This window comes from Streptomyces glaucescens (genome assembly GCF_002154375.1).
Classification (GTDB): domain Bacteria; phylum Actinomycetota; class Actinomycetes; order Streptomycetales; family Streptomycetaceae; genus Streptomyces; species Streptomyces glaucescens.
Window position 1 is genome coordinate 1 of sequence record NZ_MUND01000222.1, and the last position, 21,782, is coordinate 21,782.

At 71.0% G+C, this 21,782-nt stretch carries 19 protein-coding genes; 3 read left to right on the forward strand and 16 right to left on the reverse strand.

Features of this window, described 5'->3' with window-relative positions; translation table 11 throughout:
• A partial coding sequence (locus tag CCN42_RS16245; RefSeq protein ID WP_143661922.1) for a DUF4429 domain-containing protein occupies positions 1-506 on the reverse strand: 506 nt, incomplete at its 3' end.
• Between the two features lie 93 nt (positions 507-599).
• Here CCN42_RS16245 and CCN42_RS16250 point away from each other — a divergent pair.
• Entirely contained in the window at positions 600-2,183 is a 1,584-nt protein-coding gene (locus tag CCN42_RS16250; protein WP_245877308.1) for a beta-N-acetylhexosaminidase, read from the forward strand.
• A gap of 87 nt (positions 2,184-2,270) precedes the next feature.
• Here CCN42_RS16250 and CCN42_RS16255 read toward each other — a convergent pair whose 3' ends face one another.
• From CCN42_RS16255 to CCN42_RS16305, 11 genes are all read right to left on the reverse strand, one after another.
• The gene (locus CCN42_RS16255) at positions 2,271-4,040 is read right to left on the reverse strand and encodes an IucA/IucC family protein (RefSeq protein ID WP_086736464.1); all 1,770 of its coding nucleotides are present in this window, start codon (positions 4,038-4,040) and stop codon (positions 2,271-2,273) included.
• Positions 4,037-4,576, reverse strand: a complete 540-nt coding sequence (locus CCN42_RS16260) for a GNAT family N-acetyltransferase (protein ID WP_086736466.1) — start codon at positions 4,574-4,576, stop codon at positions 4,037-4,039. Before CCN42_RS16260 ends, CCN42_RS16255 begins: the two co-directional genes overlap by 4 nt.
• On the reverse strand, positions 4,573-5,856 hold the full coding sequence (locus CCN42_RS16265) for a lysine N(6)-hydroxylase/L-ornithine N(5)-oxygenase family protein (protein WP_086736468.1): 1,284 nt from the start codon (positions 5,854-5,856) through the stop codon (positions 4,573-4,575). The genes CCN42_RS16260 and CCN42_RS16265 overlap by 4 nt, the downstream gene beginning before the upstream one ends.
• Complete coding sequence (desA, locus tag CCN42_RS16270; protein WP_086736470.1) at positions 5,840-7,282, reverse strand: lysine decarboxylase DesA; 1,443 nt, start codon at positions 7,280-7,282, stop codon at positions 5,840-5,842. The genes CCN42_RS16265 and desA overlap by 17 nt, the downstream gene beginning before the upstream one ends.
• A 147-nt stretch (positions 7,283-7,429) precedes the next feature.
• Positions 7,430-8,287: a siderophore-interacting protein gene (locus tag CCN42_RS16275; protein ID WP_086736472.1), complete on the reverse strand. Its 858-nt coding sequence runs from the start codon at positions 8,285-8,287 to the stop codon at positions 7,430-7,432.
• A gap of 76 nt (positions 8,288-8,363) precedes the next feature.
• Positions 8,364-9,410: an ABC transporter substrate-binding protein gene (locus tag CCN42_RS16280; RefSeq protein ID WP_086167597.1), complete on the reverse strand. Its 1,047-nt coding sequence runs from the start codon at positions 9,408-9,410 to the stop codon at positions 8,364-8,366.
• A 192-nt stretch (positions 9,411-9,602) separates the two neighbouring features.
• Positions 9,603-10,847, reverse strand: coding sequence for a serine hydrolase domain-containing protein (locus CCN42_RS16285; RefSeq protein ID WP_086736474.1), 1,245 nt, complete (start codon positions 10,845-10,847; stop codon positions 9,603-9,605).
• A 154-nt stretch (positions 10,848-11,001) separates the two neighbouring features.
• Positions 11,002-12,162 carry an acyl-CoA dehydrogenase family protein gene (locus CCN42_RS16290; protein WP_086167596.1) on the reverse strand — a complete coding sequence of 387 codons (1,161 nt, stop codon included), beginning with the start codon at positions 12,160-12,162 and terminating at the stop codon, positions 11,002-11,004.
• A 6-nt stretch (positions 12,163-12,168) separates the two neighbouring features.
• Complete coding sequence (locus CCN42_RS16295) at positions 12,169-13,110, reverse strand: hydroxymethylglutaryl-CoA lyase (protein WP_086736476.1); 942 nt, start codon at positions 13,108-13,110, stop codon at positions 12,169-12,171.
• Positions 13,107-15,038 (reverse strand): acetyl/propionyl/methylcrotonyl-CoA carboxylase subunit alpha, encoded by a 1,932-nt coding sequence (locus CCN42_RS16300; RefSeq protein WP_086736478.1) that lies wholly within the window; start codon positions 15,036-15,038, stop codon positions 13,107-13,109. The genes CCN42_RS16295 and CCN42_RS16300 overlap by 4 nt, the downstream gene beginning before the upstream one ends.
• A 14-nt stretch (positions 15,039-15,052) precedes the next feature.
• Positions 15,053-16,669: a carboxyl transferase domain-containing protein gene (locus CCN42_RS16305; RefSeq protein ID WP_086736480.1), complete on the reverse strand. Its 1,617-nt coding sequence runs from the start codon at positions 16,667-16,669 to the stop codon at positions 15,053-15,055.
• An 87-nt stretch (positions 16,670-16,756) separates the two neighbouring features.
• Here CCN42_RS16305 and CCN42_RS16310 point away from each other — a divergent pair, with 87 nt between their 5' ends.
• Entirely contained in the window at positions 16,757-17,380 is a 624-nt protein-coding gene (locus CCN42_RS16310; RefSeq protein ID WP_086167592.1) for an SACE_7040 family transcriptional regulator, read from the forward strand.
• Between the two features lie 85 nt (positions 17,381-17,465).
• On the forward strand, positions 17,466-18,254 hold the full coding sequence (locus CCN42_RS16315) for a phosphatase (protein WP_086167591.1): 789 nt from the start codon (positions 17,466-17,468) through the stop codon (positions 18,252-18,254).
• Here the strand turns inward: CCN42_RS16315 and CCN42_RS16320 are convergent.
• The 4 genes from CCN42_RS16320 to CCN42_RS16335 all read right to left on the reverse strand — a co-directional run.
• Entirely contained in the window at positions 18,193-19,209 is a 1,017-nt protein-coding gene (locus tag CCN42_RS16320) for a cation diffusion facilitator family transporter (protein WP_086736482.1), read from the reverse strand. The genes CCN42_RS16315 and CCN42_RS16320 overlap by 62 nt on opposite strands.
• A gap of 5 nt (positions 19,210-19,214) precedes the next feature.
• Positions 19,215-20,087: an acyl-CoA thioesterase gene (locus CCN42_RS16325; protein WP_086736484.1), complete on the reverse strand. Its 873-nt coding sequence runs from the start codon at positions 20,085-20,087 to the stop codon at positions 19,215-19,217.
• A 22-nt stretch (positions 20,088-20,109) separates the two neighbouring features.
• On the reverse strand, positions 20,110-21,267 hold the full coding sequence (locus tag CCN42_RS16330) for an acyl-CoA dehydrogenase family protein (RefSeq protein ID WP_086167588.1): 1,158 nt from the start codon (positions 21,265-21,267) through the stop codon (positions 20,110-20,112).
• A gap of 156 nt (positions 21,268-21,423) precedes the next feature.
• On the reverse strand, positions 21,424-21,782 hold a 359-nt coding region (locus CCN42_RS16335; RefSeq protein ID WP_143661923.1), incomplete at its 5' end, for a helix-turn-helix domain-containing protein.

Genomic DNA, 21,782 nt, shown 5'->3' on the forward strand with positions numbered 1-21,782 from the left:
TCGACGGGCAGAGTGCGGGGGCCGGCGGCGGCCTTCGCGTCCTCCGTCTTCCAGTTCCACTCCAGCCGGACGCACTCGCCGTCGAAGGCGGCGGTGCCGTCCCCCGCGGCGGCCGACAGGGGGACCGGCGGGCCCGGCAGCAGATACCCTGCGGCCGGACCGGCGGGCACCTGGTCCAGCAGCAGGGCGTTGCGCACCTCGTCCGCGAAGTACTCGGCGACGCCGTACCGGTCCGGTTCCACCGCGAGCCGGTACGGGTCGTGCGGCTCGGTCAGCCGGCCGCCGGTGGCCTGGGTGAGCGGGTCCGCGCCGTCGCGCAGCCTGAGCCGCAGCCGCCCGGACTTCTTGCCCTGCTCGAACGATATGCCCGCCAGCGCTCCCAGCGGCAGGACGAGTTCACCGAGGGAGCGGCGCAACAGGCCGACGTTCTTGTCCCGTCCGGGTGTCAGCCGCAGGGCGTCGCCGTCGAAGACCCAAGTGCCGTCCTTCTGAAGGATTTCCGCCATGCGGGGATTGTTTCACCGGTTCTGCCGGAGACGGATCTGCGGGAGAGTGGTCTGGACCCAGAGTGGTCTATACCCATTCCGAAGGGAGCACGTGTGAGACGGCACAGACTGCACCTTCTCGGCTCGCTGCTGCTGGTCGCGGCGGCCGGTGTCTTCACCTCCGGCGCGGCACCGGCGTCCACGGCGGCCCAGCCCAGGCCCCTCGGCCAGGTGATCCCGGCCCCCGCCTCGGTCACCCCGGGCGGAGCGCCGTACCGCATCACCGGCGACACCCGCATCCGCGTCGGCGACTCGCGCGAGGCCCACCGGGTCGGCGAGTACCTCGCGGACGTCCTGCGGCCCTCCACCGGTTACCCGCTGCCCGTCACCGAGCGCGGAGCGGGCGGCATCCGCCTCCGCCTCGCCCAAGGACCGTACGGCGCCGAGGGATACCGCCTCGACAGCGGCCGCGGCGGCGTCACCATCACGGCGGCCAGGCCCGCCGGGCTCTTCCACGGCGTGCAGACCCTGCGTCAGCTGCTGCCCGCCGCCGTCGAGCGGGACACCGTCCAGCCCGGACCCTGGCTGGTCGCCGGCGGCACCGTCCGGGACGTCCCGCGCTACCCCTGGCGCGGCGCCATGCTCGACGTCTCCCGGCACTTCTTCACCGTCGACGAGGTCAAGCGGTACGTCGACCGGCTCGCCCTCTACAAGTTCAACAAGCTGCATCTGCACCTGAGCGACGACCAGGGCTGGCGCATCGCGATCGACTCCTGGCCGCGCCTGGCCACCCACGGCGGCTCCACCGAGGTCGGCGGCGGCCCCGGCGGCTTCTACACCAAGGACGACTACAGGGAGATCGTCCGCTACGCCGCCTCCCGCCACCTGGAGGTGGTCCCCGAGATAGACATGCCCGGCCACACCAACGCGGCCCTCGCCTCCTACGCCGACCTCAACTGCGACGGCGTGGCACCCCCGCTCTACACGGGCACCGCCGTCGGCTTCAGTTCGCTGTGCGTCGGCAAGGAGGTCACGTACGACTTCGTCGACGACGTCATTCGCGAGCTGGCCGCCCTCACCCCCGGCCGCTATCTGCACATCGGCGGCGACGAGGCGCACTCCACCAGCCACGCCGACTACGTGACGTTCATGGACCGGGTGCAGCCGGTCGTCGCCAAGTACGGCAAGACGGTCGTCGGCTGGCACCAGCTGACCGGCGCCACCCCGGCCGAGGGCGCGCTCGCCCAGTACTGGGGCCTGGACGGCACCGGCGCCGAGGAGAAGGCGCGGGTGGCGAAGGCGGCGCGGAACGGGACGGGCATCGTCCTGTCGCCCGCGGACCGGATCTACCTCGACATGAAGTACGACCGCACCACCCCGCTCGGGCTGTCCTGGGCCGGGTACGTCGAGGTGAAGCGGTCCTACGACTGGGACCCGGGCGCCTACCTGCCGGGTGTGCCGGAGGACGCCGTCCGGGGTGTCGAGGCTCCGCTGTGGACGGAGACCCTGGAGAACCCCGCGCACCTCGACCACATGGCCTTCCCCCGGCTGCCGGGCGTGGCCGAGCTGGGCTGGTCGCCGGCCGCCACGCACGACTGGGAGGACTACCGGACGCGGCTCGCGGCGCAGGGGCCGCGCTGGGACGCGCTGGGCGTCGGCTACCACCGGTCGCCGCAGGTGGACTGGCCCGCGGAATAGACCCGGACAGACCGGACAGACCCGGATGGACAGCGGACGGGCGCCCCGGAGGACCGTACTCCGGGGCGCCCGCCTGGCTCTCTCGGCTCAGAACCCGGCGATCGGGTTCTCCAGCGTGCCGACGAGCTGGAGCGCGCCGGACGGGTCCGCGAGGTCGACCATCTGCTTGTTGTTGCGCAGCTGGAGCCGGTTCAGGCAGGACAGCGCGAACTCGGGGGCGAACATGTCGTACTGCGCGAACTTGTCGGCGAGCTCCGGATTCGCCTCCTGGTACTCGCGGGTGACCTCCGCGACCGTGCGCCAGAAGTCGTCCTCGGCCAGGATCCCCTCGGAGGCGAGGTTCGCCGCGAGGAAACGGAAGAAGCAGTCGAAGACGTCCGTGAAGATCGACAGCAGCTTGGTGTCCTCGGGGACCTCCACGCGGATCCGCCGCACCTCCGGCGGCAGCACCGCGTCCGGGTCCATGACGGCGATCTCCTCGGCGATGTCCTTGTAGATCGCGCGCTCGACGACACCGTCCTTCAGGGCGAGGATCACGTTCTCGCCGTGCGGCATGAAGACCAGGTCGTAGGCGTAGAAGCTGTGCAGCAGCGGGGTGTAGTACGCCCGCAGGTAACGGCGCAGCCACTCCACCGGGGCCAGGCCCGAGCGGGCGATCAGCGCGCCCGCGAAGGAGGCGCCCGCGTGGTCGACGTGCAGCAGCGAGGCCATGGTCGCCAGGGACTCGCCGTCCTTCAGGGAGGGCACCGGGCTCTCCCGCCACAGCGCGGCGAGCATCTTGCGGTACGGCGAGTAGCGGTCGGTGGCCTGCTCGTACTCCAGGTGCCGGTAGCCGACCGCCGCCCGCTCGCGGATGATCGTCAGGCCCGTGGACCTCAGCACCGGGTCGCCCTCGATCAGCTGGGCCAGCCAGTCGTTGATCGCCGGGGTGGCCTCCATGTAGGCGGCCGACAGCCCGCGCATGAAGCCCATGTTGATGACGGAGAGGGCCGTCTTCACGTAGTGCTTCTCGGGGCTGGTGGTGTTGAAGAAGGTGCGGATGGACTGCTGGGCCAGGTACTCGTCGTCGCCCTCACCCAGGCACACCAGGTGCTGCCGGGCCACCTCGGCGGCGAAGGTGACGGTCAGCTTGTTCCACCACTGCCAGGGGTGGACGGGGATGAGCAGGTAGTCGGCCGGGTCCAGGCCCTTGTCACGCAGGATCCCGTGGAAGCGGTCGACGGTCTCCGCGCCCAGCTCCCGGCGGAAGAAGTCCTCGTAGTCGATGCCGGCCCCGGCCGTGAAGGCGGCGCGCGAGCGGTGCGCGGCCAGCCAGACCAGGCGGATCGGGCTCGCGGTCTCCGGGGCGTACGACAGGTACTCGTGGATGCCGAAGCCGAGCCGCCCGTTGTTGGCGACGAAGCAGGGGTGGCCCTCGGTCATCCCCGTCTCGATCGCCTGGAAGCCGCTGCCGGCCAGCTCGGCGGACGGGACCTGCGGCTTGGTGAGCTTGTAGCAGGTGCCGGAGAGGGTGGAGGAGATCTCCTCCAGGTAGACCGGCAGGATCTCGTCGGTCAGGCCGAGGGCGTCCTTGAACTCGATGAAGAAGTCGAGCGCGGCGAGCGGCAGCTCGGCCCCGTCCCGGTGCCGGCTGATGGAGGCGGCGTCCACCTGCCAGTGGTCCAGGGCGCGGCGGACGGCGGTGAAGCGGTACGCGGTCAGCTTGTCGTCGCTGCGGACGACGTACCCGTCCCCGTCCTCCTCGGGTGTGATCAGCCGCTCGTGCGCGAACTCGGCGAGCGCCTTGCGGATCAGCAGGCGGTTGGCCTGCTCCCAGCGCTCGGGGGAGAGGTGGGCGACGGTGTCGGCGAGGCTCATGCGGACACCCCCGTCGCCGCCAGGAACTGCTCGCGGGTGCAGAAGCTGAGCAGCGCGGTCTTCTCCGGCTTCTCGATCTCCCGCTCCGGGACGAAACCGACGGCCGCGTTCAGGGCGTGCACCGCCTTGTTGCGTACGTCCGGCTCGACGACGACCCGCCGGGTGGCCGGGTCCTCGAAGAGGTGGGCCATGACGGCGGTGATCACGGACCGGGTGAAGCCGTGCACCGGCGTGTCGGTCGGCGGGGTGAGGAAGTGCATGCCGACGTCACCCGGCTGTGGCTCGTACAGGCCGACCAGCTCGCGGTGGGCCGGGTCGTACTTCTCCATCAGGAAGGCGGGCTCGCCGTCCTTCAGGCCCAGCAGGGCGTGGTGGTGCTCGTCGGCGGCTATCTCCATGTAGGCGCGCTCGACGTCCTCCAGTTTCGCGTCCTGCATCATCCAGAACGCGGCCTTGGGATGGGTGACCCAGGCGTGCAGGAGCTCGGCGTCCTTCAGCGGGTCGAGGGGGCGGAACGTGAAGGTCGTGCGGCTCATACCGAGAACTCCTGGAACGCGATCGTCTTCTCCACCGGGTAGTACTCGCTGCCGAGCAGCTCCCGGATGATGCAGCTGTTGCGGTAGGCGCCCATACCCAGGTCGGGGCTGGTGATGCTGTGGGTGTGGACGCCGGCGTTCTGCAGGAAGACGCCTCTGCCGGTGACGTCGATGGCGTAGTTGCGGCCGACGTCGAAGCTGCCCTGGGAGTCGTAGACCAGGCGGTCGCGGACCGGCTTCAGGAACTCCGGCTCGGCGTACCTGTAGCCGGTGGCGAGGATCAGGCCCTGCGAGGCCAGCTCGAAGTCCTTCTCCTGCTCCTCCTGGCGGAAGCCGAGGGTGTACGAGCCGTTCTCGTACGACGCGCTGGTCAGCGCCGAGTTGGTGAGCAGGCGGGTGGGGACCGGGCCGCCGAGGTTCTTCTGGTAGAGCAGGTCGAAGATCTCGTTGATCAGATCGCCGTCGATGCCCTTGAACAGGCCCTTCTGCTGCTGGGTGAGGCGGTAGCGGGTCGGCTCCGGCAGCGCCCGGAAGTAGTCGATGTACTCCGGGGAGGTCATCTCCAGGGTGAGCTTGGTGTACTCCAGCGGGAAGAACCGCGGGGAGCGGGTGACCCAGTTCAGCCGGTAGCCGTGGACGTCGATCTCGCTGAGCAGGTCGTAGTAGATCTCGGCGGCGGACTGGCCGGAGCCGACCAGCGTGATCGACTCCTTCTTCACCAGCTCCGCCTTGCTCTGCACGTAGCGGGAGTTGTGGATGAAGTCGCCGCCCAGGCCCTGGCACGACTCGGGGATGTACGGCGGGGTGCCGGTGCCGAGGACCAGGTGGCGGGCGCGGTAGGTCTCACCGGCGGCGGTCCGCACCGCGTACAGCTCGTCGCCCTCGTCGTACGTCACCTCGGTGACGGTCGTGCTGAAGCGGATGCTGCTCAGCTTGTTCGCGGCCCAGCGGCAGTAGTCGTCGTACTCGACGCGCAGGGGGTAGAAGTTCTCGCGGATGTAGAACGAGTACAGCCGGCCCTTCTCCTTCAGGTAGTTCAGGAAGGAGTACGGGGAGGTCGGGTCGGCCAGGGTGACCAGGTCCGACATGAACGGGGTCTGGAGGTGGGCGCCGTCGAGGAACATGCCGGCGTGCCACTCGAAGTCGGGCTTCGACTCCAGGAAGACGCCGTCGAGTTCGGCGATCGGCTCGGTGAGGCAGGCGAGACCGAGGTTGAAGGGCCCGAGTCCGATCCCCACGAAGTCGTAGGTCTTGGTGGTGGATTCAGGAAGCGCGGTCAAGGGAGTCTCCCAGGTACTGCTCGGCGTGGCCGGCGATCAGGTCGAGGACGGCGGCGATGTCGGACGCCTTCGTCTCAGGGTTGAGCAGGGTGAACTTCAGGTAGTGGCGGCCGTTCACCTTGGTGCCCGCGACGATGGCCTCGCCGGAGGCGAACAGGGCCTTGCGGGCGTAGAGGTTGGCCCGGTCGATCTCGGCGGGGTCGGTGACGGTGGCCGGGATGTAGCGGAAGATCAGGGTGGACAGGCTGGGCTCGACGACGACGTCGTAGCGCGGGTCGGCGGCCAGCAGCTTCCAGCCCTCCTGCGCGAGGTCGCAGACTTCGTCGAAGAGCTGTCCGATGCCGTCGGCGCCCATCACCCGCAGGGTGACCCACAGTTTGAGGGCGTCGAAGCGGCGGGTGGTCTGGAGGGACTTGTCCACCTGGTTGGGGATGCGTTCCTGCACCATCCGGCGCGGGTTCAGGTACTCCGCGTGGTAGGTGGCGTGCCGCAGCGTTGTCGCGTCCTTCACCAGGAGGGCGGAGGAACTCACCGGCTGGAAGAAGGACTTGTGGTAGTCGACGGTGACCGAGTCGGCGCGCTCGATGCCGTCCAGCAGGGCGCGGCGGGTGAGCGAGGTGAGCAGTCCGCAGCCGTAGGCGGCGTCGACGTGCATCCAGGCGCCGTGCTGCGCGCACAGCTCGGCGACCTCGGGGAGCGGGTCGATGGAGCCGAAGTCGGTGGTGCCGGCGGTGGCGACGACGGCCATGGGGACGAGGCCGTCCTTCGCGCAGCGCTCCAGCTCGTGGGCGAGCGCGACGGTCTGCATGCGCTTCTCGTGGTCGACGGGGATCGACACGACGGCGTCCTGGCCGAGGCCGAGCAGTTTCGCCGACTTCTTCACGCTGAAGTGGCTGACCTCGGAGGCGAAGATGCGCAGTCTGCCCAGGTCGTCGGTCTTGGCCTCCTCGCGGGCCAGCAGCAGCGCCTGGAGGTTGGACTGGCTGCCGCCGGAGGTGAAGACGCCGTCGGCGTTCTCGCCGAGCCCGATGCGGGCGGCGGTCCAGTCGATGAGCTTGCGCTCGATGAGGGTGCCGCCGGCCGACTGGTCCCAGGTGTCGAGGGAGGAGTTGACGGCGGACAGGATCGCCTCGCCGAGCACCGCCGGGATGACGACCGGGCAGTTGAGGTGGGCGAGGTAACGGGGGTGGTGGAAGTAGATCGCGTCGCGGAGGTAGACGTCCTCCAGCTCGTCGAGGACCGCCGTGGTGTCGTGCAGCGGCCGGTCGAGGTCGATCTGCTCGATGGCGGGGGCCAGGTCGTCGACCGTGACGCCGGTGAACGGGCGCTGCGTGGTGGCCAGTTTGGCGGCCACCCGCTCTACTCCTTCGGTCACGGAGCGGCGATACTGCTCCGCGGTCGTGTCATTGAGCAGGTGCGAGCGCATGTGGAGGTCCTCCGGTGGGGACTGGCCGTGCGGACGGAAATGAGCGGCCGGGGCGGGGCCGGGGCTCCGGCTTACTAAGGTTAGCCTAACCTAAGTTGAGCGGGTCAAGTACCCGGGCCCCGGTAACCTCCGTCACCCCACGGGGACTTACTCCCCCTGCTCCCGCAACTGCTCCTCGGTGAGCCCCTGTCGCCAGTAGCCCACAAAGGTGACCTGCCGCCGGTCGATGCCGCGCTCGCCCACGAAATGACGGCGCAGCGTCTTCACCGAGGACGACTCGCCCGCGATCCAGACGTACGGGTGCTCGGCGGGCGGCAGTCGGGCGTCACGCAGGGCGCTCAGGGCCATGGGGGAGTCCTGAGCGCCGCCGTGGTCGCGGATCAGCCAGGTCACCTCGGCGTCCGCCTCGGTCGCCAGGTCCAGCACGTTCCCGGCGTCCTGCACCTCCAGCCAGACCCGCGCCCGCTGTCCGGCCGGCAGCGCCTCCAGGATCGCGGCGACCGCCGGAAGCGCGGTCTCGTCACCCCACAGCACCACCAGATCGGTGCCCTGCGGCGGCCGGAACCGGATCGCCCGGTTGTCCGCGACCGCCGGGCCGAGCAGCAGCACCTTGTCCCCGGCGGCGGCCCGCGCGGCCCACCGCGAGGCGGGACCGGCGGGAACCGCGGCACCCGGCTCCACTCCGTGCAGCACGAAGTCGATGTCGATCTCGTCGGGGTCCCGGCGCAGGGAGCGCAGGGTGTACGACCGCATCACCGCCCGGACGTCGTCCGGCAGCGCCATCCACCCCTTCCACCAGTCCTCGCCCAGCTCGACGGGCACGACCGGCGCGTCCTGCCCCGGCCGCGGCAGGAACAGTGACAGCGACTGGTCACACCCGTCGGAGTGGAACGCGGCGAGGTCGTCCCCCGCGAAGGTGACCCGGACCAGGGACGGCCCGAGCCGCTCCGTCCGCACGACCTGGAGAGAGAAGAAACGGAAAGGAGCGGCTACGGCTGTGGACATGGAGTCTCCCGAGTTTTCCTCAGGGGGGCGAGCAGTCGCCCGCGACGCATCAGCCCGTCCCCCGACGAGGCGAGCTTCAGCTGACCTTCTTGGCGTTCTCGATCGCCTCGGCGAGGTTGGTGAGAAGCGGCGTGCACTTGCCGTACGACAGGATCGGCTCCGGCGACCGGGGGATGACCTGGCCGGCCTTCACCGCGGGCAGCTTCTTCCACGTGGCCTCGGTGATCGCCGTGGGCTGGAGCGCCTGCGCACGGTCGTCCATCATGATGATGTCCGCGCCGTACTTGTCGACGTTCTCCCAGCTCAGCGCCTCGAACCAGCCGCCGCCCTGCGCCTTGGCCTTCTCCGACGGCTCGATGAAGTTCACGCCGAGCGCCTTGAAGTACTCCAGGTCGATGGAGAGGTTGGTGCCGGAGACGTAGAACAGCTCCGCGCTCGCCGACCCGGCCATCACCTTGATCTCGGGGCGGGCCTTGGCGGCCTTGCGCAGCCGCTCCGCCGCCGCCTCGAACTCCTTCTTCGCGGTGACGGCCTTCTCCGCCGTCAGGTCCGCGCCGAGCGACTCGGCCAGTGCCCACATGCGCTCCAGCGGCTGGGTCAGCTGGCGGTCGTAGACGGAGACGGCGACGCTCGGGGCAAGCTTGGCGATCTTGTCCTTGGACTCCTCGGGGACGTACCAGAGGGTCCCGGCGTCGTCGAACATCGTGGTGATGAGGACCTCGGGCGCGAGCGCCGCGTACTTCTCGACGTTGAACTGGCCCCAGACGTTGCCGAGGATCTCGACCTTGCTGATGTCCATGTCGCCGGCCTGGACGTCGGGCTTGCCGTCCTGGGTCTTCGTCGGGCCGAAGACGCCCTTGACCTGGATGCCGTAGTCGTGCAGCGCGGCGGCCACACCGGTGAAGGCGACGATGCCGGTGGGCACCTTGTCGAGCTTCACGGTCGTGCCGCGGTCGTCCTTGAAGGTCCAGGGGCCGGAGGCCTTCGCGGCACCCGTCGCGTCCGAGCCACCGCTTTTCGTGTCTTCGTCACCACAGGCGGCGAGGACGGCACCGAGGCCGAGGGCACCGCCGGCGGCGAGGATCCCGCGGCGGGTGAGGTTCGTGGCACGGGCGTTGGACATGAGTGTGGCTGCTTTCGAACAGGGCGGAGGGCCGCCGGACAATTCGAAGGTAGGTTAGCCTAACCTCAGATCTTGTCCAGGGGTGGGGAGCCCTTGGTTCGAGCGCATGGGTGAGGGGTCTCCAGGCCCTCTCCCAACCCATGGCTTTCCGCGGGAAGTTGGCCGAAACGCCGATCCGGAAGATGATCAGGATCACTTGGGCATCGGCGGGACCGGCAGGTTGTAGACGTGGTCCGGGCTGACGATCCGGGTGATGGCGTCACCGAACAGCGTGCTCGGCTCCATCTCGCCGTCGAGGACGTCGGTGTTCAGGAGCACGACGAGGGTCGCCTCCGCGGACGGCAGATAGATGGTCAGGGACTCGTAGCCGGGCAGCGAGCCGTTGTGACCGATCCAGCCCTGGACGTCGAAGATGCCCAAGCCGTACCCGGCGCCCTGGACGCCGGTCGGGGGCGTGGTCAGGCGCTGCTGCTTCTGGGTGGCGGGTTCCACCATCGTGGCGCCGTCAGGGAAGGTGCCGGTGGCCACCGTGCGCGCCCAGACGCGCAGATCGTCCCGGTTCGAGATCACCGCCCCGGCCGCCCAGGCCCAGGACGGGTTCCAGTCCGTGGAGTTCTCGATCTTGCCGGAGGCGGTCTGGTTCGTATAGCCCTGGGCGTGCGGCGTGGGGAAGTCCGCGTTCGTCGGGAACACGGTGTCCGTCATGCCGGCCGGGTCCAGCACGTTCTCCTGGATGAACTCGTGCAGGGGCTGCCCGCCGACCTTCTCGATGACCAGGCCGAGGAGGATCAGATTGGTGTTGCAGTAGAAGAACTTCTCGCCCGGTCCGGACATCGGGGGGTGCTTGAACGCGTAGTCCAGCAGTTGCTGCGGCGTGAAGACGTGGTCCGGATCGGACGTCAGCGCCTTGAAGAAGTCCGGATCCTCCGAGTAGTTGAACAGGCCACTGCGCATGCCGGCCAGTTCGCGCAGCGAGATCTCGTCGCCGTTCGGCACGCCGTCCACGTACTCGCTGATCGGGTCGTCCAGGCTGATCTTGCCCTGGTCGACCAGTTGCAGCATGGCCGTGACGGTGAACGTCTTCGTCTCGCTGCCGATCCGCAGGAACAGGTCCGGCGACATCCGTCGGCCGGTGCTCTTGTCGGCCACCCCGAAGGAGCGCTCGTACTGCCCCTTGTCCGGCGTCCACAGCCCGACGGTGACGCCCGGGACGTTCGCCTCCCGCATGACTCGCTGGATCGCCGCGTCCAACCGCTGCCGGACCTGCGGGGTGATCTCGCGGAAGTCGTCGCCCGGGGCGGGTTCCGTCTGGGTGACGGCGGCGGGGACGGCACCGGCCGAGGGGGCTGCCGTCGCCACGGTCACCGGTACCAGGAGAACGGCCGCCGCACCTGCGGCCACGGCCCCCCTGCGAAGTCCTCTGGACGTGAACGCCATGGGCTGCTCCCAGCACATGAGGGTGTCGCCGTGGCCGTGCTCGCGGACCTTCCGGGCCGTACCCCACCAGCCTAGGAGCGCCCCCACCGGATCGCGCGTCGAACCGGCAGGGGGGCGGAGACAGCCGCGGTGCGGAAGCCGCCGCGGACGGGGGTCAGCTCACCAGGCCCAGCTCCCGGGCGATCAGCATGCGCTGCACCTCGCTCGTACCCTCGCCGATCTCCAGGATCTTCGAGTCCCGCCACATCCGGGCCACCGGGTACTCGTTCATGAAGCCGTAGCCGCCGTGGATCTGGGTGGCGTCACGGGCGTTGTCGACGGCCACGGTCGACGAGTGCAGCTTGGCCAGCGCCGCCTCCTTCTTGAACGGCTCCCCGGCGACCAGCCGGGACGCCGCGTCCCGCCAGGCGAGCCGGGCGGTGTGCGCCTTCATCTCCATGTCGGCGATCTTGAACTGGATCGCCTGGTTCGCCCCGATCGGGCGGCCGAAGGCGTGACGTTCCTTCGCGTAGCGCACCGACTCGTCGACACAGCCCTGCGCCAGCCCCGTCGCCAGCGCCGCGATGGCGATCCGGCCCTCGTCGAGGATCCGCAGGAACTGCGCGTACCCACGGCCCTCCTCGCCCAGCAGGTTCTCCGCCGGCACCCGCACGTCCGCGAAGGACAGCTCACGGGTGTCGGAGGCGTTCCAGCCGACCTTGGAGTACGGGGCGGCGACGGTGAAGCCCGGCGTGCCGGACGGAACGATGATCGCGGAGATCTGCGGCCTGCCGTCCGGCTTGCGGCCGGTGACCGCGGTGACCGTGACCAGACCCGTGATGTCCGTACCGGAGTTGGTGATGAAGCACTTGGTGCCGTTGATCACCCACTCGCCGGTCGCCGGGTCCTTGCGCGCGGTCGTCCGGGTCGCCCCGGCGTCGCTGCCGCCGTCCGGCTCGGTCAGCCCGAAGGCGCCCAGCACCTCACCGGAGCACAGCCGGGGCAGCCACTGCCGCTTCTGCTCCTCGGTGCCGAACAGGTGGATGGGCATCGCCCCCAGGGAGACGCCCGCCTCCAGGGTGATGGCGACGGAGGAGTCGACCCGGGCCAGCTCCTCCAGCACGATGCCCAGCGCGAGGTAGTCGCCGCCCATGCCGCCGTACTCCTCCGGGAACGGCAGTCCGAACAGGCCCATCCGGCCCATCTCGCGGACGATCTCGTACGGGAACTCGTGCCGTTCGTAGTAGTCGCCGATCTTCGGGGCCACCACGTCGTGCGCGAACTCCTCCACGGTGCGGCGGAGTTCTTCCAGCTCGGGGGAGAGACGGTGGTCCATCGTTCTTCACTGCTCCTTGTGGGAGAGGGCACGGACGGTGCGGGACGGGCTGGGCCGGCCCAGGTGTTCGGCCATCCACACGCTGGTGGCGGTGAGCCGGCCGAGGTCGACGCCGGTGTCGATACCGAGGCCCCGCAGCATCCACACCAGGTCCTCGGTGGCGAGATTGCCGGTGGCGGACCTCGCGTACGGGCAGCCGCCCAGGCCGCCCGCCGAGGCGTCGACGGTCGTCACCCCCTGCTGGAGCGCCGCGAGGGTGTTCGCGAGCGCCTGGCCGTAGGTGTCGTGGAAGTGCACGCCCAGCGCTTCGACCGGGATGCGCTCGGCGTCGAGCGCGGTGAGCAGCGCCCGGACGTGTCCGGGGGTGGCCACGCCGATGGTGTCGCCGAGGCTCAGCTCGTCGCAGCCCATGTCCCTCAGCGCCCGGCAGACCCGGACCACCTGGGGGACCGGCACCGGGCCCTCCCAGGGGTCGCCGAAGCACATCGACAGATAGCCGCGGACATGCCCGCCCTGCGCCTTCGCCCGGCTCACCACCGGCTCGAACATGGCGAGCGCCTCGTCGACCGTGCGGTTGAGGTTGGCCTTCGCGAAGGACTCGGTGGCGCTGGCGAACACGGCGACGCGGCGGGCGCCGAGGGCGAGGGCGCGGTCCAGGCCGCGCTCGTTGGGCACCAGCACCGGCAGGTCCACGGGGAGGTCACCGACCTGGGGGAACAGCTGCTCCGCGTCGGCCAGTTGGGGCACCCACCTGGGGTGGACGAAACTGGTCGCCTCGATCGTCGTCAGGCCCGCGTCGGCGAGGCGGCGGATGAACTCCGCCTTGACCTCCGTGGGCACCGTCACCTTCTCGTTCTGCAGCCCGTCGCGGGCGCCGACCTCGTGGATGCGGACGCGGGCGGGCAGCCCCTCCGCGGGGACGGCCATGGGGAGTCCGCCGACCGTCATCGCGCCGCCTCCTCGGATTCCTCGTGCGGGGTGATGACCGCCAGCACCTGGTCCATGGCGACCGTCGTGCCCGGCGTGACGTCCAGTTCGGCGACCGTGCCGGCGTGCGGTGCGGAGACGACGTGCTCCATCTTCATCGCCTCGACCACCATCAGGCTCTGACCGGCGGTCACCTCGTCGCCGACCGCCACCTTCACCACCGTCACGGTTCCCGGCATGGGCGCGGTGAGGGAGTCGGCGCCCGCGTGGGCGGCCCGGTCCAGGGAGGCGGCCACCGGGTCGTGGTCGCGGACCTGCCAGGCGTCGCCGTCGCGGCCCAGCCAGTCGCCCGCGCGGTCGAAGGTGTGGCGGACTCCGTCCAGGGTCACGGAGACCCGGTCGGCGGTGACGGTGTGGGTGCCGCGGACCGTGCGCGTGACGGCGTCGAGTCCCGGCACCCGCAGCGGGAAGGCGACCGGCCTGGGCTCGCCGCCCAGGCGCCAGCCGCTCGGCACGGAGAACGGGTCCGTCCAGCCCTCCTGCCGGGGCCGCAGCGCGTCCAGCCGTACGGCCGCCGCCGCCTCGTACACCTCCTCCGGCACCTCGTCCGGGACCAGCCCCGCCGCCTCCCGCTCGACCAGGCCGGTGTCCATGTCGCCCGCGACGACCGCCGGATGGGCGAGCAGCCGGCGCAGGAAACCCGCGTTGGTGGGCACGCCCAGCGTGACCGTCTCGGCGAGGGCCGCGCGGAGCCTGCGCAGGGCGGTGGCCCGGTCCGGGCCGTACGCGATCACCTTGGACAGCATCGGGTCGTACAGGCTGCCGACCTCCGTGCCCTCGCTGAGCCCGGAGTCGGTGCGCACCCCGTCGCCCTGCGGCTCGCGCAGCCGCAGCACCGTGCCGCCGGAGGGGAGGAAGCCGCGCGCCGGGTCCTCGGCGCAGATCCGGGCCTCCACGGCGTGCCCGGTGAGGCGGATGTCGTCCTGCGCGTACGGCAGCTTCTCGCCCGCCGCGACCCGCAGCTGCCACTCCACCAGGTCCAGGCCGGTGACCAGCTCGGTGACCGGGTGCTCCACCTGGAGGCGGGTGTTCATCTCCATGAAGTAGTACTGCGAGGGGTCGCTGCCCGGGACGATGAACTCCACCGTGCCCGCGCCGACGTACCCGCAGGAGCGGGCCGCCTGGACGGCCGCCTCGCCCATCGCCGCACGCGTCTCCTCGTCGAGGAGCACGCTCGGCGCCTCCTCGATGATCTTCTGGTGGCGGCGCTGGAGCGAGCACTCGCGCTCGCCGAGGTGCACCACGTTCCCGTGGGCGTCGGCCAGGACCTGGATCTCGATGTGCCGGGGCCGGTCGATCCAGCGCTCGACGAGCAGCGTGTCGTCGCCGAAGGAGGCGCGGGCCTCCCGGCGGGCGGCGGCGATCTCGTCGTCCAGCACGTCGAGGTCCCGCACCAGCCGCATGCCCTTGCCGCCGCCGCCCGCACTGGGCTTCAGCAGCACGGGCGCGCCCAGCTCGCGGGCCGCGTCGGCCAGCTCCGGGTCGCGTCCGCCGGGCACCACCGGCACGCCCGCCGCGCGGACGGTCTCCTTGGCGCGGATCTTGTCGCCCATCAGGGCGATGGCGTCCGCGGGCGGGCCGATGAACACCAGCCCGGCCTCGGCGCAGGCGCGCGCGAACCCGGCGTTCTCCGCGAGGAAGCCGTACCCCGGATGGACGGCCTGGGCGCCGCTGCGCTCGGCGGCCTGCAGGATGCGCTCCACCGACAGATAGCTCTCGGTCGCGGGCGCCGGCCCGATCCGGACGGCCGTGTCGGCCTCGCGGACGTGCCGGGCGTCGGCGTCGGCGTCGGAGAAGACGGCGACGGAGCGCACACCGAGTGCGCGCAGCGTACGGATGACCCGGACGGCGATCTCGCCGCGGTTGGCCACAAGAACGGTGTCGAACATGGTCGTGAACCCCCTCACATCCGGAAGACGCCGAACTGCGGCTCGCCCAGTGGGGCGTTCGCGCAGGCCGTCAGGGCCAGACCCAGCACCTGCCGGGTCTCCAGCGGATCGATGACGCCGTCGTCCCAGAGGCGGGCGGTGGCGTAGTAGGCATTGCCCTGGCGCTCGTACTGGGCGCGGATGGGGGCCTTGAAGGCCTCTTCCTCCTTTGCCGGCCAGTCCTCGCCGCGCGCCTGGAGCTGGTCGCGCTTGACGGTGGCGAGGACGGAGGCGGCCTGCTCGCCGCCCATCACGGAGATCTTGGCGTTGGGCCACATCCACAGGAAGCGCGGTGAGTACGCCCGGCCGCACATCGAGTAGTTCCCCGCGCCGTACGACCCGCCGACCACCACCGTCAGCTTCGGCACGCGCGTGCAGGCGACCGCGGTCACCATCTTGGCGCCGTGCTTGGCGATGCCGCCCGCCTCGTAGTCCTTGCCGACCATGAAGCCGGAGATGTTCTGGAGGAACACCAGCGGGATGCCGCGCTGGTCGCACAGCTCGATGAAGTGGGCGCCCTTCTGGGCGGACTCGGCGAAAAGGATGCCGTTGTTGGCGACGATGCCGACCGGGTGGCCGTGGATCCGGGCGAAGCCCGTGACCAGGGTCTGCCCGAACTCGGACTTGAACTCCGCGAAGCGGGAGCCGTCCGTGACGCGGGCGATGATCTCGCGGACGTCGTACGGCGTGCGGGGGTCGGCCGGGACCGCCCCGTACAGCCCGTACGGGTCCACCTTCGGCTCGACGGCGGGCCGCACCTCCCAGGGGGTGCCCCGGCGCCCGGGCAGGGTGGCGACGATGTTCCGGACGATCCGCAGGGCGTGCGCGTCGTCCTCCGCGAGATGGTCCGTCACACCGGAGATGCGGGAGTGCACCTCGCCGCCGCCGAGTTCCTCTGCGGTGACGACCTCGCCGGTCGCGGCCTTCACCAGCGGCGGGCCGCCCAGGAAGATGGTGCCCTGGTTCCGCACGATCACGGCCTCGTCGCTCATCGCGGGCACGTAGGCGCCGCCCGCCGTGCACGACCCCAGGACGGCGGCGATCTGCGGGATTCCCGCGCCCGACATACGGGCCTGGTTGTAGAAGATCCGCCCGAAGTGCTCACGGTCCGGGAACACCTCGTCCTGCATGGGCAGGAAGGCGCCGCCGGAGTCCACGAGATAGAGGCAGGGCAGCCGGTTGTCGAGCGCGACCTCCTGCGCGCGCAGGTGCTTCTTCACCGTCATCGGGTAGTACGTACCGCCCTTGACGGTGGCGTCGTTGGCGACGATCACGCACTCGCGCCCGCTGACCCGGCCGATCCCGGCGATCACCCCCGCCGCCGGCGCCTGCCCCTCGTACATCCCGTCGGCCGCCAGCGGAGCCAGCTCCAGGAAGGGCGAGCCCGGGTCGAGGAGCGTGTCCACGCGGTCGCGTGGGAGCAGCTTGCCGCGCGCGGTGTGCCGCGCGCGCGCCTTCTCGCCACCCCCGAGCCGGGCGGCGGCCAGCTTGCCGCGCAGCTCCTCGACCAGCGCGCGGTGCGCCGCCTCATTGGCCTGCCAGGCCTCCGACGCGGGGTCCGCCGCGCTCGTCAGCTCCGGTGCCTGGTCCATCCTTGCGGTCCCCTCACCTTGTTAATGAGCGTTAACGCATTTCCTCCAGGTTAACGACCGCTAACCTCCCTGTCTAGAATTGCTTCCATGGCCACCAGAACCGACGCCCCCACCCGCCGCGAGCAGATCCTCAAGGAGGCCGCCCGGCTCTTCGCCGAGCGCGGCTTCCACGGCGTCGGCGTGGACGAGATAGGCGCCGCCGTCGGCATCAGCGGACCCGGTCTCTACCGCCACTTCGCGGGCAAGGACGCCATGCTCGCCGAGCTGCTGGTCGGGATCAGCGGCCAGCTCCTGACGGGTGCGAAACTGCGCCTGAAGGAGGCCGCCGCGGCCGGGGGCGAGGACGGCACGGCCCCGGAGACGGTCCTCGACTCGCTCATCGAGGGCCACATCGACTTCGCGCTCGACGACCGTCCCCTCATCACCCTGCACGACCGCGAGCTGGACCGCCTCCGGGAGAGCGACCGCAAGCTGGTCCGCCAGCTCCAGCGGCAGTACGTCGAACTGTGGGTGGACGTCCTGCGGAAGGTCTACCCCGCCCTCGCCGAACCCGCCGCCCGCTCGGCCGTCCACTCCGTCTTCGGCCTGCTGAACTCCACGCCCCACCTGGGGCGGCGGGGCGCGCTGCCGGGCCGGGGGGCCACCGCGGAGCTGCTGCACCGGATGGCCCGGGGGGCGTTCGCGGCGGCGGGGTCACCCGCCCGGGCGTGAGCCGCCGCGCGGATCCGGGGTGATCCACATCCCAGAGCCCGAGAGGTCAAGTACGGACACGGCCGACTGCCTCACAATGGGAGCCATGCCGATACCCGGGACACCCAGCCGCGCCGAACTCGTCGACCACCTCGTGAGGACCCGTATCGCGGGGGACGTCGCCACCCCCCGGGAGAACAACCTCTCGCACTACCGCCAGCTGGCGAACGGCAACCGCCACTACTGGCTCGGCCTGGAGCTGGGTGACCGCTGGAGCGACGAGCAGGACGTACTCGCGGTGATGGCGGAACGGGCCGGGGTGAACGACGACCCCGAGTACCGGTACGGGCAGGACACCATCGACCCCGAGCTGACCGTCTCGGCGCTGGAGCGGATGGCGGCGAGGCTGCGCAAGGCGGCCGACGGCCAGCAGCGCGTGCTGTTCGCGACCGGCCACCCGGGCGGGCTGCTGGACGTGCACCGGGCGACGGCCGCCGCGCTGCGCGCCGCCGGCTGCGAGATCGTCGTCATCCCCGACGGACTGCAGACGGAGGAGGGGTACGTCATGCAGTTCGCGGACGTCGCGGTGCTGGAGCACGGCGCCACCCTCTGGCACACCCACTCGGGCGAACCGATGAAGGCCATCCTCACCGGGCTGGAGCGCGCGGGCCGCCCGCTGCCCGACCTGGTCGTCGCCGACCACGGCTGGGCGGGATACGCCGGCCAGCACGGGGTGGACTCGGTGGGCTACGCCGACTGCAACGACCCGGCGCTCTTCCTCGCCGAGGCGGAGGGCACCGTGCAGGTGACGGTCCCGCTCGACGACCACGTGGTCAGCCCCCGTCACTACGACCCGATGACGGCGTATCTCCTCGCGGAGGCGGGGCTGGCGTAGCCCGGGCCGTTCCGGGAGTGGGGTCCAGGTAGACGCGCCGCACCCCCGGGAACACCTCCCGCAGCCGTCGCTCGGCCCGCTCGCAGGCCCGCTCGATCTGCGCCGCCGTGGACACGTCCCGGAAGTCGACCTTGGCGGCGACCAGGGCCTCGCGCGGGCCCTGGACGAGGGTCGTCAGCTCCAGTACGGCCTCGATCTCCGCCACGCCGAGCAGTTCCTCCCGGATCCGCTGCCGCATGGGCGCCGGCAGCGGGCGGCCGATCAGCAGCTCGGCGTTGGACCGGCCGAGCACCCAGGCGACGTACAGCAGCAGGACGCCGATCAGCAGCGAGGCGACGCCGTCGAAGACGCCCGATCCGGTGAGCCGGCCGCCGAGCAGCCCGCCCGCCGCGAGCACCAGCCCGATCAGCGCGGCCGAGTCCTCCATGACGACGGCCTTCACCGCGGTGTCGGGGGTGTGGCGCAGGTAGCGCCGCAGGGGCGCACGGAAGCGGACCGCCTCGCCGCGCGCCTGCTTCACGCCTGTCCGCAGGGAGTAGCCCTCCAGGAGGAAGGCGACGGCGAGGACGACGTACGACACCAGCGGATCGCCGAGTTCCTCGCCCGCGACGAGGGTGCGGATGCCGTCGTAGAGGGAGAAGACCGAGCCGCCGACGAAGGTGGCGACGGCGGCGAGCAATGCCCAGACGTACCGCTCGGGGCCGTGGCCGAGCGGGTGCTCCTCGTCGGCGGGCTTCCCGCTGCGTCTGAGGGCGGTCAGCAGCAGCACCTCGGTGACCGTGTCGGCGACGGAGTGCGCGGCCTCGGAGAGCATCGCGCTGGAGCCGCTGAGGACGCCGGCGACCGCCTTGGCGAGTGCGATCCCGAGATTGGCGATGGCGGCGACGATCACCGTGAAGGTGCTCTCGCCGCCGCCGGGTCCCGCCTGCGGATCTGGGGTCGGGTCTTCGGGCATGTCCCTCAGTGTTCCCGCGGGACGCGCACCACGCCTTCCTGGATCACCGTGATGGCGAGGCGGCCGTCCCGGGTGTGGATGCGCGCCTGGCCGAGACCCCGGCCGCCGTACGCGGACGGGGACTCCTGGTCGTACAGCAGCCATTCGTCGGCGCGGAACGGGCGGTGGAACCACATCGCGTGGTCCAGTGACGCGCCGACCACGTCACCGACGGCCCAGCCGCCCCGGCCGTGCGCGAGCAGCACCGAGTCGAGGAGGGTCATGTCGGAGACGTAGGTGGCCAGCGCGATGTGCAGCAGGGGGTCGTCGGCGAGTTTGCCGTTGGTGCGGAACCAGACCTGGGAGTGCGGTTCGCGGGGCGCGCCGTAGCTGCCGAACGGCGGGTCGTCGACGTAGCGCAGGTCCACCGCCGCCCGGGCCTCGACGAACCGCTCCACGACCTCCGGGTCGAGATGCGGGTAGCCGCGCAGGCGGTCCTCCGAGGTCGGCAGGGTGGCCGGGTCGGGGGCGGGCGGCATCGTCGCCTGGTGGTCCAGGCCCTCCTCGTACGTCTGGAAGGAGGCGGACAGCCCGAAGATCGGCTTGCCGTGCTGGACCGCGACGACGCGGCGCGTGGTGAAGGAGCGGCCGTCGCGCAGCCGGTCGACCGTGTACACGATGGGCGCGCCGGGGTCGCCGGTGCGCAGGAAGTACGCGTGCAGCGAGTGGGGCGTGCGGTCGGCGGGGACCGTACGGCCCGCCGCCACCAGCGCCTGTGCCGCGACCTGGCCGCCGAAGACCCGGGGGACGACGGCGGACCGGGACCGGCCGCGGAAGATGTTCTCCTCGATCTGCTCCAGGTCGAGCAGATCGAGGAGATCCTCGAGTGCCTGGCTCATGGCCACTGTGCGGGCGTGGTGCTTACAGGCCCATGTCCTTGGCGATGATCGTCTTCATGATCTCGCTGGTGCCGCCGTAGATGCGGTTGACGCGGTTGTCCGCGTACAGGCGGGCGATCGGGTACTCGTTCATGTAGCCGTAGCCGCCGTGCAGCTGGAGGCAGCGGTCGATGACGCGGTGCGCGACCTCGGTGCAGAACAGCTTCGCGGAGGCGGCCTCGGCGGGGGTCAGCTCACCGGCGTCCAGCGCCTCGGTGGCGCGGTCGGCGACGGCCTCGGCGGCGTCCACCTCGGCCTGGCAGGCGGCCAGCTCGAACTTGGTGTTCTGGAAGTGGGCGACCGGCTTGCCGAAGACGGTGCGCTCCTGGACGTACTGCTTGGCGAACCGGACGGCGGCCTTGGCCTGCGCGTACGCGCCGAAGGCGATGCCCCAGCGCTCGGAGGCGAGGTTGTGGCCGAGGTAGTAGAAGCCCTTGTTCTCCTCGCCCAGCAGGTCCTCGACCGGCACCTTCACGTCGACGAACGCCAGCTCGGCGGTGTCGGAGGTGCGCAGGCCCAGCTTGTCCAGCTTGCGGCCGATGGAGTAGCCCTCGGACTTGGTGTCCACGGCGAACAGGGAGATGCCGAAGCGGCGGTCCTCGGCGGTCGGCGCGGAGGTCCGGGCGCAGACGATGACCTTGTCGGCGTGCACGCCGCCGGTGATGAAGGTCTTGGCGCCGTTGAGGACGTAGTGCGTGCCGTCCTCGGAGAGCTTGGCGGTGGTCTTCATGCCCGCGAGGTCGGAGCCGGTGCCCGGCTCGGTCATCGCGATGGCCCACATCTCCTCGCCGGTGACGAACTTCGGCAGGTACCGCTTCTTCTGCTCGTCCGTCGCCAGCATCTTGAGGTACGGCAGGGCGAGCAGCACGTGCACGCCGGAGCCGCCGAACTGGACGCCCGCGCGGGCGGTCTCCTCGTAGAGGACAGCCTCGAACTTGTGGGTGTCCAGGCCCGCGCCGCCGTACTCCTCGGGCACGTTGATGCCGAAGACGCCCAGCTCGCCGAGCTTGTAGTAGAACTCGCGCGGCGCCTGGCCGGCCTGGAACCACTCGTCGTAGACCGGGACGACCTCGGCCTCGATGAAGGCGCGGATGGTCTCCCGGAACGCCTCGTGATCCTCGTTGAACACCGTACGGCGCACGCCGCCACCTCCACCGGTACGTATCTAAGCGCTTGCTCAGCCTTACCGTACCGGCGAGTAGGGAGGGCGTCCAGAGCGGGACGGCCGTAACGCTCGTCACGCGCCCGCTCCCTGCGGGCCCCAGCGGGTGTCTTCCGCCGCGCGGGAGGCGACGCCTCACCCCCGCCGCAACGCGAACCACAGCTCCATCCGCACATCCGGATCGTCCAGATCCGCGTCCAGCAGCGCGGCGCACCGTGCGATCCGCTGGCGGACCGTGTTGCGGTGGACGGAGAGCGCGACGGCGGTGCGGTCCCAGCTGCCGTGGAGGGAGAGCCAGGAGCGGAGGGTCTCCGCGAGCGGCGGCGTGAGGGGGGCGAGGAGGGCGCGGGCGTGGGACTCCGCCTCGGACGCGGGAAGCAGGTCCGCCAGCGAGTCGCACGGTGCGCCGCGCTGCTGGACGCGGCTCTGGACGATCCGGATGTGCGGATGGAGCTGTGGTTCGCGTTGCGGCGGGGGTGAGGCGTCGCCTCCCG

What these genes read in the sequence shown, in the direction of transcription:
- CCN42_RS16255 (WP_086736464.1), bottom strand. Translation starts at nt 4,040, where the DNA reads ATGAGCCTCGCCGACACCGTCGCCCACCTCTCCCCCGAGCGCTGGGAG.
- CCN42_RS16260 (WP_086736466.1), bottom strand. Translation starts at nt 4,576, where the DNA reads ATGAGCCGCACGACCTTCACGTTCCGCCCCCTCGACCCGCTGAAGGAC.
- desA (WP_086736470.1), bottom strand. Translation starts at nt 7,282, where the DNA reads ATGCGCTCGCACCTGCTCAATGACACGACCGCGGAGCAGTATCGCCGC.
- CCN42_RS16275 (WP_086736472.1), bottom strand. Translation starts at nt 8,287, where the DNA reads ATGTCCACAGCCGTAGCCGCTCCTTTCCGTTTCTTCTCTCTCCAGGTC.
- CCN42_RS16280 (WP_086167597.1), bottom strand. Translation starts at nt 9,410, where the DNA reads ATGTCCAACGCCCGTGCCACGAACCTCACCCGCCGCGGGATCCTCGCC.
- CCN42_RS16285 (WP_086736474.1), bottom strand. Translation starts at nt 10,847, where the DNA reads ATGGCGTTCACGTCCAGAGGACTTCGCAGGGGGGCCGTGGCCGCAGGT.
- CCN42_RS16290 (WP_086167596.1), bottom strand. Translation starts at nt 12,162, where the DNA reads ATGGACCACCGTCTCTCCCCCGAGCTGGAAGAACTCCGCCGCACCGTG.
- CCN42_RS16295 (WP_086736476.1), bottom strand. Translation starts at nt 13,110, where the DNA reads ATGACGGTCGGCGGACTCCCCATGGCCGTCCCCGCGGAGGGGCTGCCC.
- CCN42_RS16300 (WP_086736478.1), bottom strand. Translation starts at nt 15,038, where the DNA reads ATGTTCGACACCGTTCTTGTGGCCAACCGCGGCGAGATCGCCGTCCGG.
- CCN42_RS16305 (WP_086736480.1), bottom strand. Translation starts at nt 16,669, where the DNA reads ATGGACCAGGCACCGGAGCTGACGAGCGCGGCGGACCCCGCGTCGGAG.
- CCN42_RS16310 (WP_086167592.1), top strand. Translation starts at nt 16,757, where the DNA reads ATGGCCACCAGAACCGACGCCCCCACCCGCCGCGAGCAGATCCTCAAG.
- CCN42_RS16315 (WP_086167591.1), top strand. Translation starts at nt 17,466, where the DNA reads ATGCCGATACCCGGGACACCCAGCCGCGCCGAACTCGTCGACCACCTC.
- CCN42_RS16320 (WP_086736482.1), bottom strand. Translation starts at nt 19,209, where the DNA reads ATGCCCGAAGACCCGACCCCAGATCCGCAGGCGGGACCCGGCGGCGGC.
- CCN42_RS16325 (WP_086736484.1), bottom strand. Translation starts at nt 20,087, where the DNA reads ATGAGCCAGGCACTCGAGGATCTCCTCGATCTGCTCGACCTGGAGCAG.